This is a genomic window from Kandleria sp. (assembly GCF_017934775.1).
In the GTDB taxonomy this organism is placed as follows: Bacteria; Bacillota_I; Bacilli_A; order Erysipelotrichales; family Coprobacillaceae; genus Kandleria; species Kandleria vitulina.
Window position 1 is genome coordinate 1 of record NZ_JAGBIX010000073.1, and the last position, 12,952, is coordinate 12,952.

The following is a 12,952-nucleotide window of genomic DNA, read 5'->3' on the forward strand; positions in this document are numbered from 1 at the left end:
AAACCGCAAGCGGGAAAATAATCAATGCGGATGTTAATGGCGCATTGAACATCATGCGTAAAAGTAGCGTTGTGGATGTTAACATCCTATACGGTAGAGGCGAAGTGGACACGCCTGTAAGAATAAGGATTGCCTGACTTTCGGGTGGAAACTTAAATATCAAACTTCTTAAATAGAACCGTCAGGTTCTTAGAAGCCACCTACCTTTAGGTGGGTGGTAGTTCACAACATTTTGTTGATGATATAATATGACCAGTTTTACAAAGGGGAATTTATTATGAAAAAAACTCACATCACATTACTTTCAGGATGTCTTACATTCCTGATTCTCGCCTTTCTTTTCTACTTTGAACGATTTATTCCAGCTGGTACAAATTCATGTGTTATTCACGATGCCAAGCTTCAATATCTTGACTTTTTTTCATATTTTAAGGATCTATTAACTCACCATAATAATATCAGCTATTCCTTTAGCAAAGGGTTGGGTGGACCTATGATAGGTGTTTTCAGTTACTATCTAAGCAGTCCACTTAATCTTCTTGTCGTATTTTTTAAGAAATCTCAGCTTGTCAGTTTTTATCATCTTCTTGTCTTATTGAAGGTTACTCTTGCAAGCATCACCGCAAGTATCTTGCTTACGCATTATTATAAGTCAACAAGAAAGATCATCATTCCTTTATCGACTTGTTATGCTTTAGGACAATACAGCATTGCTCAAGCCAGCAACATATTGTGGCTAGATGGTGTCTACATGCTGCCATTGATGCTTTTAGGTGTCGCTTATCTTGTAAATGATAAAAAAGGTATTTTCCTATGTATTTCTACTGGATGTTCTATTCTTTTTAACTGGTATACCGGTGGTATCAACTGTTTGTTTTCTATCATGTTCTTTTTATACCTTTCTTTATTAAAAGAAGATATTCAACTTAAAAAATTTTTCTATTCATTGATACATCTTGGACTTTGTCTATTTACCGGTGTCTTATTGAGCAGTATTTTATTTCTTCCTACCATCGGTGCAATGACAAATTCTACCCGTGGTTCTCTTGAACTAAATCGACTCTTCCATTTAACACTCTACAATAATCCTCTAGAGACAATCACTGCCTCTTTACCAGGTGAAAGAAGTGTCTTGGGGCACGCTACTCTCTATTGCGGAACATTGCCGGCAATCGGGTGTGTAGGTGCTTTGCTGTCGGACACATTCTCTAAGAGAAAAAGAATGGTTACATTCATTTTCTTATTCATAGTTAATCTGTTATTCTATTTCCACCCTTTATATTTCATCTTTTCACTTCTTAAATATGTATCCTCATACTGGTATCGCTATTCTTATGTCGCTATCTTATCAGTTGTTTTCATCAGTGCTGATTACTATCTTCATGATAATTATAAAAAGAGCATTCACTATGCTTTTATTTATACTTTCATCTTATTTATATTAAGTACCATTTCACGTAGTTATACATCATCACTTTATATTTTTATTTTTAGCATCTTTATCACGGCTATCTTATTAAGAGTTCTTACTCATAAGAAAACAATTATTTGTCTTTCTATCTTCTTCTTGATAGAAACATCCTATGGTGTATATCTTCAGTTAGATTACCATTCTACTCATGATCTAGCCAGCTTCCCTGCTTACCAGATCAACTATGAAAAACAGTGGGATAAACTTTCACGCTATGATAAGAGCTTATATCGTATTAATCAGAATTACTGCTTTAATCTTCAGTACAACACTATTCGTGCAAAATACAATGAAGGCTTAGCTTTCCATCTTATGCCCGTTGCGACATACACATCATCTCCAGATGATAATACAAGAGAATTCTTGGATCATATTGGATATCGTTTAAATGGTGAAAACCTCAATGTTGTGAATGAAAGCATCCTTGCCTCAGACAGTCTTTTAGGAGTAAAGTACATTTCCTCGACAAGAGAACTTGCTTACTATAAGAAACTGCCTATTTCTTCTGGTGCATTCACGCTTTATGAAAACCCTTATGCTTTACCATTATCATACTGCTATAAACCACATGCCTTTAAGAAAGCTGATCAGCCATTTGATTATCTCAATAATCTCTATCAGTCACTAACTGGCATCAAAAAGAATATTTATGAGCCTATTTCTTATACCTATAGACAATCAGCCTATAAGAAATCAGAATATGATTTAACACTTCCTCAGGGACATTATCTATACTATGGACATTTCCCAATCATCAAGCGTTATCGTGGTCTTCTTCAAATAGAAAACTACAAAACCAGATACGGTGGATGGCTATCCCCTTCACTCTTCCCTATTCCAGTACAAAAGAAAAATGTTCATATAACTGTTACTGGAAGAAAAAAGCTTCACAAGGGACAGTTCTATGCCTTAAATCTAGATGTCTTAAAAGAAATGACAGATTATCTAAAGAACAATAAGGTTTCTTCTCTTTCATTAAAGAATGGCGAAGTCCTTGTTAAACATAACAACACTCAAGATGAAAACATTCTTATCTCCATTCCTTATGATCAAGGATGGGATATCACCCTTAACAATAAAAAAGCCTCCTATACAAAATTAGGAGACTGCTTCTATTCTATTCCAGTTAAAAAAGGACATAATGTTATCAGGATGACATACCATGTCAAATATGCAAAATTGTCCATTATCACTACAATCATCGGATTGATCATCTTATATCTTATGTATAAAAAGAGCCTATAGGCTCTTTTCAATTTCTCCAAATACTTTTCCAATGCTATCATGGATCACAAGATCTGCTTTATAATCATAAGGCGTTTGATCGCGATTGATCATCACTAAATGTTTTCCTTTAAAATAAGTAACAAGATTAGCTGCTGGATAGACACTTAATGATGTTCCACCTACAATAAGACAATCTGCCTGCTTGATTAACTTAATAGCTTGAGTCCAGGCATCTTCAGGAAGAGCTTCTCCATACATTGTGACATCTGGTCTTATTAGCCCACCACACCCACAAATAGGAAGGCCCGAAGTGTTAAAGATATAATCAGAAGGATATGTCTTTCCACATCTTGAACAGTAATTATTAAGTGTTGAACCATGTATTTCCCATACCTTATGTGATCCTGCCTTTTGATGTAGACCATCAATATTCTGGGTAATAATGCCATCTAGTTTACCTTTCTTTTCCATCAGGGCTAAAACATTATGTGCCTTATTAGGCTTAATATTTCTGGTATCTAATTTTTGTCGATAATATTCAAAGAATACCTTGCTTTCATTGAATAAACAATCATGACTTAAAAGATATTCTGGTGCATAGCCTTCAAACTGTACATCTTTAGTATTATATAAACCATCAGCACTACGGAAGTCCGGAATACCACTTTCAGTAGATACCCCAGCACCTCCAAAGAAGACTATATGTGAAGATGTCTTAATGATTTCTTCTAGTTGTTCATACTTATCCATAACTTAACCTCTTATAAGCTGATCAAGCTGATGAAGCACACCTTCTTGTAAAGCATGTGCCATAACTCCCGTATGTGTACGTTCTTCTCTAATATAATAAGTAATCATGGTAAGTGCTTCATTAACTGATAGGCTTTCTATTTCCTTATCTTTAATCATTTCATAATGCAATTTATAATCTTCATCTAAAAGATGATGCTTATAGAACTGATATGTCCACTCTTTTGTATTATCATAGAAAACAGGAATCTTCTTGAATGGACCTTGTTTCCATGTCACATCATGATCAGTCAAGCTGACAAGATTCTTGGTCTTTAATAAATAATAGCTGCTTAATACTTCATCACATTCAGGGATGGATTGTGCTGCTCCACTTTTTTGACATGTCATGCTTGAAGCAAGAGACGCAATACGCATTGCTTCAACAATAGAAAAACGTTCTCTCATCGCCAAATAATAGCCAATAAAGGTATCCCCAGCTGCCGTTGTATCAACTACATCCGTATCATACGCGTCTACATGGAAACATTCTCCCTGATAAAGATGGTAGCTTCCCTTTTCTCCAACAGTCATAATAACTTCCTGATCATAGAACTGCTCTTTTAATCTTAAAAGAATATCATCTATATCTTCACTTGCATCAACGAGTTCCATAGCTTCTATCTCATTTACAATAAGCGTATCTACTTTCTCTAATGGATAATCCTTTGCACTCTGATCCATCGGTGCAAGATTCAATACAATACGCATATGTCTAGCATGTGCTTCATGTATCAATTCTGAGAGATTGGATACTTCATTTTGAATTAACAAGAGATCATTAGCCCAGAAGTGCGATAGCACTTCTTTTATGTCTGAATGATCAATGCACGCATTCGCTCCCTGATAAATAATAATATTGTTTTGTCCATTGGCCACCTGGATAATCGCATGACCAGTAGGTTCTTCTTTATTCAATATATAATCACAATTAATATTATGCTTGCTTAAATATGAACGCAGGGCCTCTCCATCGTTTCCGATGGCTCCGGCATGATAGACATCCAACCCAGCCTTATGACAGGCGATACTCTGATTTAAACCTTTTCCACCATAATTAAGCTTATATCCTCTTGATTTTAATGTCTCTTCAGGCTTTACAAAATGATCAACATCATAGACATGATCATAATTCAATGAGCCAAAACATAGGACTCTCATTCTCTTCATCTCCTCATTCTTATTATAAAGAAAAACAAGTCTTGCGACTTGTTTTATTTAAAGAAATCTACAATCTTCTTAATAAATCCTTTAATCTTCTGACCAAGCTGTGAAAGGAATCCTCCATCTTCAGTAAGCTTGTTGGCATAATCTTTAATATTTTCATAAAGATCCTTAGCCTGCGTCTTAATTGTATCTACATCAAGATCCGCATTCTTAAGATTATCCATTAAATCAAGAATCTTGTCTTCAGTAGAAGAAGATAATGACACATTCATTTCCTTTTCAAGTTCCTTAAGTGCCTTCTGTCCATCTTCTCGCGTATAATCATCGCCCATTTCTGCGACTTTCTGTTTTAATGAAGCTACCATTTCAGCCGCATCTTTCTGATTTGTTTCTTTACCTAATTCCTGAGTAACCGCAATTTCATTGTTGGCAGCTTTTACTTTAACTTCATCAAGCTGTTTACCAGTCATGATTTCATAAGACTTAGTCGCTGCGACAAGAGCAGCAGTACCTGAAATTGAGAATGGTCCTGCAACTGTAAGCTTAACATCCTTAACACCTGCAGTAATTAACGCATTCTGATACATTGCTTCACTACAGTAAGAAATGTTCTTAGTTGTAACTGAAATACCAGCATCCTTTTCAGCACTCTCCATAACTACTGAAGATAATGCACGCTTACCAATAACACTGCTTGATAAGTATTTTCCAAGATACTGATGTTCTTCACTGTTAGTAACATAGGAAACCTGATAATCATTAATATCATCAACTCCTAAATAATCAAGAACTTTCTTCTTTTCACTAGTAGTAAGGTCTTTTCCTAAGACAAGATATTTCTCGCTATCCGCAAAAACTTGTACACTCATTGCCGGAATCATCATTGCACATGTTAATACACTTATAAGTAGATAACGTAATTTTTTCATTTTATTCCTCCTTGAATAAGTTTATGATAGCACTTCCTCATAAAAAATCAAATATCACTGACCATACGATAAAATTGTTCTTCTTCAATAATAGGAATATTTAATCTTTCAGCACATCTATGTTTATTGGAGATATGATGATTAGTCCCCTTAATAAGATATGTCGTTTCCTTATTGACATAAGATTGTACATACGCTCCACACGCTTGTGCTTTCCTTGATGCAATAGCTCTCGTATATCGTGATAAACGTCCAGTAAAGACAATCTTAGCCCCTTTTAAGCTAATTAAGAAAAGTTCATCTAATCCAATACCTTCTTCTCTTAAATAAGCTTTAATCTTCTCATAAAGCAAATGATCATCATGTACACTTCTACCTTCATAATGCCATTTAAGAGCCTTAATAAAATCATCTAGCAGACATACACCACCAGGATAAGCTTCCAATTCACTAAAATACATAGTTACAAGAAATAACCCATCACAATAGTGATAGACATCTTCCAATGAATCAAACTGTTTCTCACTGACTGTCTCATTCACCTTGATCACATGAAAACAATTTATTTCTTTCTTCAAAATAACATACTCATTAAGAAGACCTCTTACGCTATACATTTTTTCTCCTTTTTATTTAAAATCCTTTATTTTTTGACGTTAGTAAGACGTCCGTTGTTTATACTATAGTTGTAGTGAGAACTACAATTCACAAATTTCCCTTCAAAAGAAATTATTCCTAAACACAGAAGAACCGGACGTCCCATCCGGTTTTTCTGTTTTTTTATTTTGTTTTACGATAATTAATAAACGATACAATCGTTGTTAAAATAAATAAGAAGCAAGTAAGGCGCGTTTTCATAATAAATGAAATCACTATGCCAGAAATGCCAATAACCAATGTCAGAAGATAGAAGAAATGTAAATCAAAAACTGGGGCTTCTTTCTTATTATCAGGGTGAGAAACATGATATTCTTTCTGTTTTGTTTTTGGTTTATCTTTATGTGTATAAAGAGACTTTTGCATATTCTTGGACAAATGAAAACTTTCCTTTTTAGCACTCTTTCTTGTTTCATGTCTACGTGTAAAATCACTTGTCTTAGTAGCAGCTTTAGAAGCCGCTTTTTTATATTCTCTCTTGTAGAACTTTTTATTCATTGATAACTTGGCCATTCGCTTCACCTCTTTCATGAATATAACGCAAAAATATAAAAAGTGCAACGTAAAAAGAAGGGCACAAATTATACCCTTCTTGCTTTAGTAAGCTTCACATATCTATAGTGGCCTTTATATTTAAAACGTCCCCAAGATCCTTTAGTTGATACTACACGAATAACTGTTCTCTTGTAGATCTTACCAACTCTTTTAGAGTGAACGCTGGCTTTCGTACGCACGTACATCCAATGTTTTAAGACATAACGACCGGCCTTGTAGGATTTCTTCTTGCTTGAAGTTTTAACACCTACAACACGACGAATCTGCTTAAGACGACGTCTATAGCGTCCTGATAAAGAAGTAATCTGAATCTTCTTTCCAGAACTTGGTGCATGAATCATTTTATTGTTTCCAATATAGATTCCAGTGTGTGAACCAAATAATAGAATATCGCCTTTCTGTCTATTTTTCCATGATACACGTTTTCCTACTGAGCGAAGTGAACTTGTCGTTCTTACGCCAATATTAATACCTGATTGATAATACACCCAGCTGACAAGGCTTGAGCAGTCGAACTTTCTTTGTCTCTTGTTTCTTAGGGCTCCCATAGAATGTCCTGCCCCATACACATATGTACTTCCTAATCGTGAATATGCTTTACTCACTATCCTAGAAGAAGCCGCATCTGCACTCATCGCATTTGTAACTAAACCAAAAACAACAGCGAATAATAATACAATAGTAATAACTAGCTTCTTACTCTTCTTGAATATGTGGGTATTCATTTTATCTCCTCCTTCATACAAGCACTATTATGCATGAAGAATATTCATTTGTAAATACTTTCTTAAGAAATTCTTAAGGTTTACTTAAGAATTTCTTAAGATTTGACATAAAAAAAGAAATGTCCTAAGACATTTCTCACTAAGCTCTAACTGCATGAGCACCTCTTAGAGATACCCATCCTGTCTTTCCTTTGAAAGAGATTTTTGCCCATCTACCATACTTGATAGATTTAACAGTAACAACTGAACCTTTCTTCAATCTACCTAATTTCTTAGAAGAAGCAGTTGCTTTAGCTCTTACATTAGAAGATACAGTAATTTTCCAATTACCAGTTGTATATTTTGAAGAAGATGTATTTGTATTAGTAGCATTTACTGCTTTTGTAGCCTTAGAGATAGTTTTTTCTACAGCAGCCTTATCAGATGAAGAAACAACTCTTCTTATCTGTTTAAGTCTACTTCTCCAATGACCGGATAAATTTTCTACTCTTACACGTGATCTGCTATTTGGAGCATGAATCATCTTATTATTACCAATATAGATTCCTGTATGAGAACCGAATAATAAGATATCACCTTTCTGTCTGTTAGCCCATGATACACGTTTACCAACTGATCTTAATGAACTAGTTGTACGAACACCAATATTGTGACCTGACTGGTAATACACCCAGCTCACAAAACCGGAACAGTCGAAAGCTCTCTGTTTTTTATTTCTTAAAGCACTCATAGAATGGCTTGCACCATAAATGTATTTACTTCCCAATTTAGAATAAGCTAAGCTTACAATTTTTGATGTAGACGCATCTACTTCCATTGCATTCTTTGCAGCTGATACAGGGACAATCATCAATGCGATTGCAGCGATAATCATAATTAACTTTCTATGTTTCTTGATAAATTGGTGGGTATTCATAAATAATCTCCTCATTACATTTTTATTGTTACTGTTTATAATTATAAACATTTTTTTAAGAATTTCCACCCAAAATTAAGAATTTTATCACTTTTTCTTAAGATTTTTTTAAGAAACGCCATTTATTTCCCTTTATAAGGGGATATTTTCACATTTTTCAATTTTTTAAAAAAAGAGGAAATTCATAAGAATTTCCTCTAATGTTCAAAATATTTTGGATTACTGAGCTTTACATTCAGCAAAACCTAAATCATTACCTTCGTTGAAGTTACGAGCATTTTCCATAGTAACAACAGCGATAGCCTGTAATGCTTCACGAGTGAAGAATGCCTGATGAGATGTTAATACTAAGTTAGGGAACATCTGTAAACGTGCAGTGATAGAGCTATGTAATGCTTCATCAGATCTATCAGTATAAACGTTAGCATCTTCTCCTTCATATACGTCTAATGCTACAGCGTGGAATTTACCCTGTTTTAATGCAGCGATTAATGCTTCTGCATCGATTAATGGTCCACGAGCTGAGTTTACAAGCATAACGTTATCTTTCATTTTGCTGATTGCATCAGCATCGATTAAGTGGTAAGTTCCACCTTCACCCATGATTAATGGTGCATGTAATGAAATTAAATCAGCTTTTTCTAATAATTCGTCTTTAGAAACATAAGTTAATAATCCTTCATCTACTAAAGCCTGATTTGGATAAGCATCCCAACCAATTACAGTCATACCGTAACCTTTAGCGATTCTAGCGAAGCACTGACCAATTTTACCAGTACCCATAACACCGCAGACTTTATTATGTAAGTCTACACCTAATAAACCAGATAAAGCGAAGTTGTTATCTCTTACTTTGTTATAAGCTTTACCTAATCTTCTGTTTGCTTCCTGGATGATAGCCATAGCATGTTCAGCTACTGCATATGGAGAGTATGCTGGAACACGAGCAACCTTGATGTTGCATTCTTTTGCAGCCTGTAAATCTACGTTGTTGAAACCAGCACAACGTAATAAGATTAACTTAACGCCACCTGCAGCTAATTCTTCTACAACCTGTCTTGGTGCTTCATCATTTACGAAGATACAAACAGCATCATAACCTTTTGCTAAAGAAGCAGTTTCAGGAGTTAAACGTACGCTGAAATATTTGATATCGCAGTTATATGTTCCAGGACCTTTATCCTTAGTTAATTCACTAAAGAAAGTTCTGTCATAATCCTTTGTTCCAAAGAATGCTACCTTAAGAACATCATATTCTTCTTTTTCTGTAAATTCACCGTTGAATAATTCTTCAATCTGTGAAATTGCAGCTTCTTCATCGTCACCTTCAGCACTAACGTTTAAAGTATCACCTTTCTTAGCGCCTAAAGCAAGAATCTGTAATACGTTATTCCCACTTGCTGTTTTCCCATTACATTCTACTACAACAGCACTTTTTAAATTAACGCATAACTGAGCTAATAAAGCAGCAGGACGAGCATGTACGCCCATTGGATTATCAACTACATAACTAAATTTCTTCATTTTCTCTATAATCCTCCTAATTAATATACAACTATAATAGCACAAACCCTTTTTATTTACCTTATAAAATATTAGATTTGTTTAAAAAATTTCTTATCCGTCCATTATTGTGTAAAAATTTTACGTCTTTGATATATATATGAAATATCTTATTTACCCATTTAGAAATTCTTAATCCATTTATGTCTTATACAGGCATTCTTAATTCCATTTTCTTCAGGTGGATCAGTAATTTCATCTGCCTTCTTTAATAAATCAGGATAACCATTCCCCATTGCAATCTTAAAAAAATGATCTTGGAACATGATCATATCATTTTCTCCATCTCCAAAGACAACAACATCATCCAAGTTGCCATGAACATGCTGAATCATTCTCTTAATACCAAGATGCTTCTCATCATGCTGATACATAAGATAATCTTTAACAAAGCGCATATGTCCAAGTAAATCTAAATGTTGAAGATTTCTTTCTTCCTCTTCACTAATCGCAATATAGATCTTATATATATGAGGCAAGTCATCAAAAGATAGATTTTCATCAAGAATATAGTTTGTTGGTTCTTTTCTTTCTCCTACCTGTCTTATAAATAGATCATCTTTCATATAGACATCAACACTATCATCACAGGCTACAAGGACACCGTATCCTTTACTTCTTGCTTCCTTAATAATAAGAAGAGCCTTCTCTTTATCTAAAGGTCGATTATCTACCAGCTCATCATTGATGACAATCCCTGCTCCACCATTGCAGACCATATGATGAATACCCGCCTGCTTCATCGCATCCTTGGCCTTATAGTAGGCACGTCCTGTCGCAATAGCGACAAAGTGCCCTTCGTCTTGAAGACGCTGAATACTCTCAAGGGCACTCTCTACAAACGCGCCTGTCTTAAGGCTAGTCAAGGTCCCATCGATATCAAAGAATATATACTTCTTCATTCCATCACCTCTTATCCTTATTATTTGAAAGATATATTACAAGTTGACACTCCCATCAGCTAAAGCTAATGGGATTCTTGATTCAATGACCACGGTTATTATCACACTTACAAAAGTAAGCAGTTTTCTCGTCGGTCTCCACAAGCGTAAGGCTATGCCTAGTTCGGGTGTGTCCCACCCTACTATACGTATATTTAAGGTTTAGGCTACTTGTTCAGCAAGTAAGCTTAGACCTTTTTCTTTTATATTGATAGCAGCATTAATATCACGATTATGTCTTGTTTTACATTCTGGACAAATCCAGCTTCGTACAGACAAGTCTTTAACCTGGATATGCTTATATCCACAGACATTGCAAATCTGGCTGCTTGCATAGAATCTAGGAACTCTTATTATTTCAGTTCCATAGAAAGGTGATTTATATTCAAGCATATCGAAGAACTTAGCCCATGATACATCGCTAATTCTTTTAGCTAGTTTATGATTGCGAACCATTCCCTTAACATTAAGATCTTCAATGCAAATGATTTGGTTTTCTCTCAAAAGCCTTGTAGATTCTTTATGCAAGAAATCGTTTCTCTGATTAGTGATTTTCTCATGGATTCTAGCTACAATAACACGTTGTTTATTCCAGTTATTAGAAAACTTTGTCATACGAGACAGTTTGCGTTGTTCTTTAACTAATTTACGCATGGCCTTATTGAGATATTTAGGATTATCTACTGTATTACCATTACTGTCAGAATAGAATTCCTTAATACCTACATCTAGACCAACAATACATCCAGCATTCTCATACATAGGCTGTTCAACCTCTACATTAAGAACACAAAAATATTTACCACTAGGTACTTGCTCAATAGTGGCATTGTTGATTTTGCCTGTAACGGGCATAGAAATTTTAGCTTTCACATAACCAAGCTTTGGAAGCTTGATGTACTTCCCGGCTACACAGATGTTATTGTTAATATACTGAGTTCTATAGCTCTTGTTATGATTATGCTTTGACTTGAATTTAGGCATAGATGCTCTCTTAGCAAAGAAGTTCTTATAAGCCTTGTCTAAATCTCTAAGAGATTGTTGTAATGCTACAGAGTCTACTTCTTTAAGCCAAGCAAACTCTTCACGTTTCTTATAATTAGAGAGCATCGCATTTGTTTCCTTATAGCTAATAGAGTTACCTTTTTTGAATTCATCAGAACACATAGAAAGCCCTTGGTTGTAGATGAATCTACTGCAACCAAAGGTTTTTTGAATTATATGCTGTTGTTCCTTATTAGGATAGATCCTAAATTTCATTCCCTTGAGCATCTAATTGTTCCTCTAAATCCATTACTCTTTCTATTAGCCATACAACATAATCAGGGGCCTTGCGAGCCTCTCGCTCCCATTGTTGTACAGTCCTCACATTTAAGTGAAATCTGTTGGCAAATTTACTTTGTGATAAGCCTGTACGCTTTCTTAACTCTATAATTTTCATAGCTATCACCTCTACATTCATTATACTTCAACGAAGTATAATGTCAACTATTTTTGCCTTGGTTTTCAATATAATGTTTAAGCGTATCACTGCTAACTTCTCCAATAGAACTTATGAAGTAGCCATCAGACCAAAAGGTTCTTTCATTCCAGAAACACTTACTCAGGTATGGCGTGTATTTCTCCCAGATATGATAGGTTGTATATGATTTTAGGGTTCTGACAAAATCTGATAAGTTTATGTTTGGAGTAGTTTCTATCATCAAATGCAAATGATCTTTATCGGCTTCCATGTAGTGAATGTATATATTATGGGAATCAGATATTTGAGTAGCGAGAGTCTTGATATCAGAAGATATATTATTTGCAGATAGAATGCGTCTTCTATATTTGCAAACCAGGATTAGATGATATCTTAATAGGAATTTATGTCTATGTCCATGTTTGTAGTCTTTATTCATGAACGTTATTATACAAAAAGAGCCCCGCTTAGGCGAGGCTGAGTTGAGTCCGTCGGCTTTCATCCCACAAGCTAAAGCTTGATGGGTTTTCAGCCGTAAGCATTATATAAA

13 protein-coding genes are annotated in these 12,952 nt (G+C 34.8%); 1 reads left to right on the forward strand and 12 read right to left on the reverse strand.

Annotated elements, in window-relative coordinates; genetic code table 11:
• Positions 1-277 precede the first annotated feature (277 nt).
• Positions 278-2,716: a YfhO family protein gene (locus J6L95_RS07850; RefSeq protein ID WP_287458714.1), complete on the forward strand. Its 2,439-nt coding sequence runs from the start codon at positions 278-280 to the stop codon at positions 2,714-2,716.
• Here J6L95_RS07850 and J6L95_RS07855 read toward each other — a convergent pair.
• The 12 genes from J6L95_RS07855 to tnpA all read right to left on the reverse strand — a co-directional run bounded on the left by J6L95_RS07855 (position 2,711) and on the right by tnpA (position 12,904).
• On the reverse strand, positions 2,711-3,448 hold the full coding sequence (locus J6L95_RS07855) for an NAD-dependent protein deacylase (protein WP_287458716.1): 738 nt from the start codon (positions 3,446-3,448) through the stop codon (positions 2,711-2,713). The two genes, J6L95_RS07850 and J6L95_RS07855, sit on opposite strands and share 6 nt — an antisense overlap.
• A 3-nt stretch (positions 3,449-3,451) precedes the next feature.
• The gene (locus J6L95_RS07860) at positions 3,452-4,648 is read right to left on the reverse strand and encodes a ribokinase (protein WP_287458718.1); all 1,197 of its coding nucleotides are present in this window, start codon (positions 4,646-4,648) and stop codon (positions 3,452-3,454) included.
• 53 nt (positions 4,649-4,701) lie between these two features.
• Complete coding sequence (locus J6L95_RS07865; RefSeq protein WP_287458720.1) at positions 4,702-5,583, reverse strand: DUF1002 domain-containing protein; 882 nt, start codon at positions 5,581-5,583, stop codon at positions 4,702-4,704.
• Positions 5,584-5,630: 47 nt separating this feature from the next.
• Positions 5,631-6,200, reverse strand: a complete 570-nt coding sequence (locus J6L95_RS07870; protein ID WP_287458722.1) for a BRCT domain-containing protein — start codon at positions 6,198-6,200, stop codon at positions 5,631-5,633.
• Positions 6,201-6,363: 163 nt separating this feature from the next.
• Positions 6,364-6,753 carry a hypothetical protein gene (locus J6L95_RS07875; protein ID WP_029073032.1) on the reverse strand — a complete coding sequence of 130 codons (390 nt, stop codon included), beginning with the start codon at positions 6,751-6,753 and terminating at the stop codon, positions 6,364-6,366.
• 68 nt (positions 6,754-6,821) lie between these two features.
• Positions 6,822-7,520 (reverse strand): C40 family peptidase, encoded by a 699-nt coding sequence (locus J6L95_RS07880; RefSeq protein ID WP_051550733.1) that lies wholly within the window; start codon positions 7,518-7,520, stop codon positions 6,822-6,824.
• A gap of 139 nt (positions 7,521-7,659) precedes the next feature.
• Positions 7,660-8,436, reverse strand: a complete 777-nt coding sequence (locus J6L95_RS07885) for an NlpC/P60 family protein (RefSeq protein WP_074624527.1) — start codon at positions 8,434-8,436, stop codon at positions 7,660-7,662.
• Positions 8,437-8,655: 219 nt separating this feature from the next.
• Positions 8,656-9,960 carry a fused HPr family phosphocarrier protein/2-hydroxyacid dehydrogenase gene (locus tag J6L95_RS07890; RefSeq protein ID WP_029070850.1) on the reverse strand — a complete coding sequence of 435 codons (1,305 nt, stop codon included), beginning with the start codon at positions 9,958-9,960 and terminating at the stop codon, positions 8,656-8,658.
• A gap of 161 nt (positions 9,961-10,121) precedes the next feature.
• On the reverse strand, positions 10,122-10,901 hold the full coding sequence (locus tag J6L95_RS07895; RefSeq protein WP_287458724.1) for an HAD-IIB family hydrolase: 780 nt from the start codon (positions 10,899-10,901) through the stop codon (positions 10,122-10,124).
• A gap of 201 nt (positions 10,902-11,102) precedes the next feature.
• Positions 11,103-12,212, reverse strand: a complete 1,110-nt coding sequence (tnpB, locus tag J6L95_RS07900; protein WP_353806816.1) for an IS200/IS605 family element RNA-guided endonuclease TnpB — start codon at positions 12,210-12,212, stop codon at positions 11,103-11,105.
• Positions 12,190-12,381, reverse strand: coding sequence for a helix-turn-helix domain-containing protein (locus J6L95_RS07905; protein WP_287458726.1), 192 nt, complete (start codon positions 12,379-12,381; stop codon positions 12,190-12,192). The genes tnpB and J6L95_RS07905 overlap by 23 nt, the downstream gene beginning before the upstream one ends.
• Positions 12,382-12,424: 43 nt before the next feature.
• Positions 12,425-12,904, reverse strand: coding sequence for an IS200/IS605 family transposase (gene tnpA, locus J6L95_RS10900; RefSeq protein WP_353806817.1), 480 nt, complete (start codon positions 12,902-12,904; stop codon positions 12,425-12,427).
• Between the last annotated feature and the right edge of the window lie 48 nt (positions 12,905-12,952).

Bases quoted from the DNA above. Each gene is read 5' to 3' on its own strand.
- J6L95_RS07850 (WP_287458714.1), top strand. From the start codon at position 278: ATGAAAAAAACTCACATCACATTACTTTCAGGATGTCTTACATTCCTG.
- J6L95_RS07855 (WP_287458716.1), bottom strand. From the start codon at position 3,448: ATGGATAAGTATGAACAACTAGAAGAAATCATTAAGACATCTTCACAT.
- J6L95_RS07860 (WP_287458718.1), bottom strand. From the start codon at position 4,648: ATGAGAGTCCTATGTTTTGGCTCATTGAATTATGATCATGTCTATGAT.
- J6L95_RS07865 (WP_287458720.1), bottom strand. From the start codon at position 5,583: ATGAAAAAATTACGTTATCTACTTATAAGTGTATTAACATGTGCAATG.
- J6L95_RS07870 (WP_287458722.1), bottom strand. From the start codon at position 6,200: ATGTATAGCGTAAGAGGTCTTCTTAATGAGTATGTTATTTTGAAGAAA.
- J6L95_RS07875 (WP_029073032.1), bottom strand. From the start codon at position 6,753: ATGGCCAAGTTATCAATGAATAAAAAGTTCTACAAGAGAGAATATAAA.
- J6L95_RS07880 (WP_051550733.1), bottom strand. From the start codon at position 7,520: ATGAATACCCACATATTCAAGAAGAGTAAGAAGCTAGTTATTACTATT.
- J6L95_RS07885 (WP_074624527.1), bottom strand. From the start codon at position 8,436: ATGAATACCCACCAATTTATCAAGAAACATAGAAAGTTAATTATGATT.
- J6L95_RS07890 (WP_029070850.1), bottom strand. From the start codon at position 9,960: ATGAAGAAATTTAGTTATGTAGTTGATAATCCAATGGGCGTACATGCT.
- J6L95_RS07895 (WP_287458724.1), bottom strand. From the start codon at position 10,901: ATGAAGAAGTATATATTCTTTGATATCGATGGGACCTTGACTAGCCTT.
- tnpB (WP_353806816.1), bottom strand. From the start codon at position 12,212: ATGCTCAAGGGAATGAAATTTAGGATCTATCCTAATAAGGAACAACAG.
- J6L95_RS07905 (WP_287458726.1), bottom strand. From the start codon at position 12,381: ATGAAAATTATAGAGTTAAGAAAGCGTACAGGCTTATCACAAAGTAAA.
- tnpA (WP_353806817.1), bottom strand. From the start codon at position 12,904: ATGAAAGCCGACGGACTCAACTCAGCCTCGCCTAAGCGGGGCTCTTTT.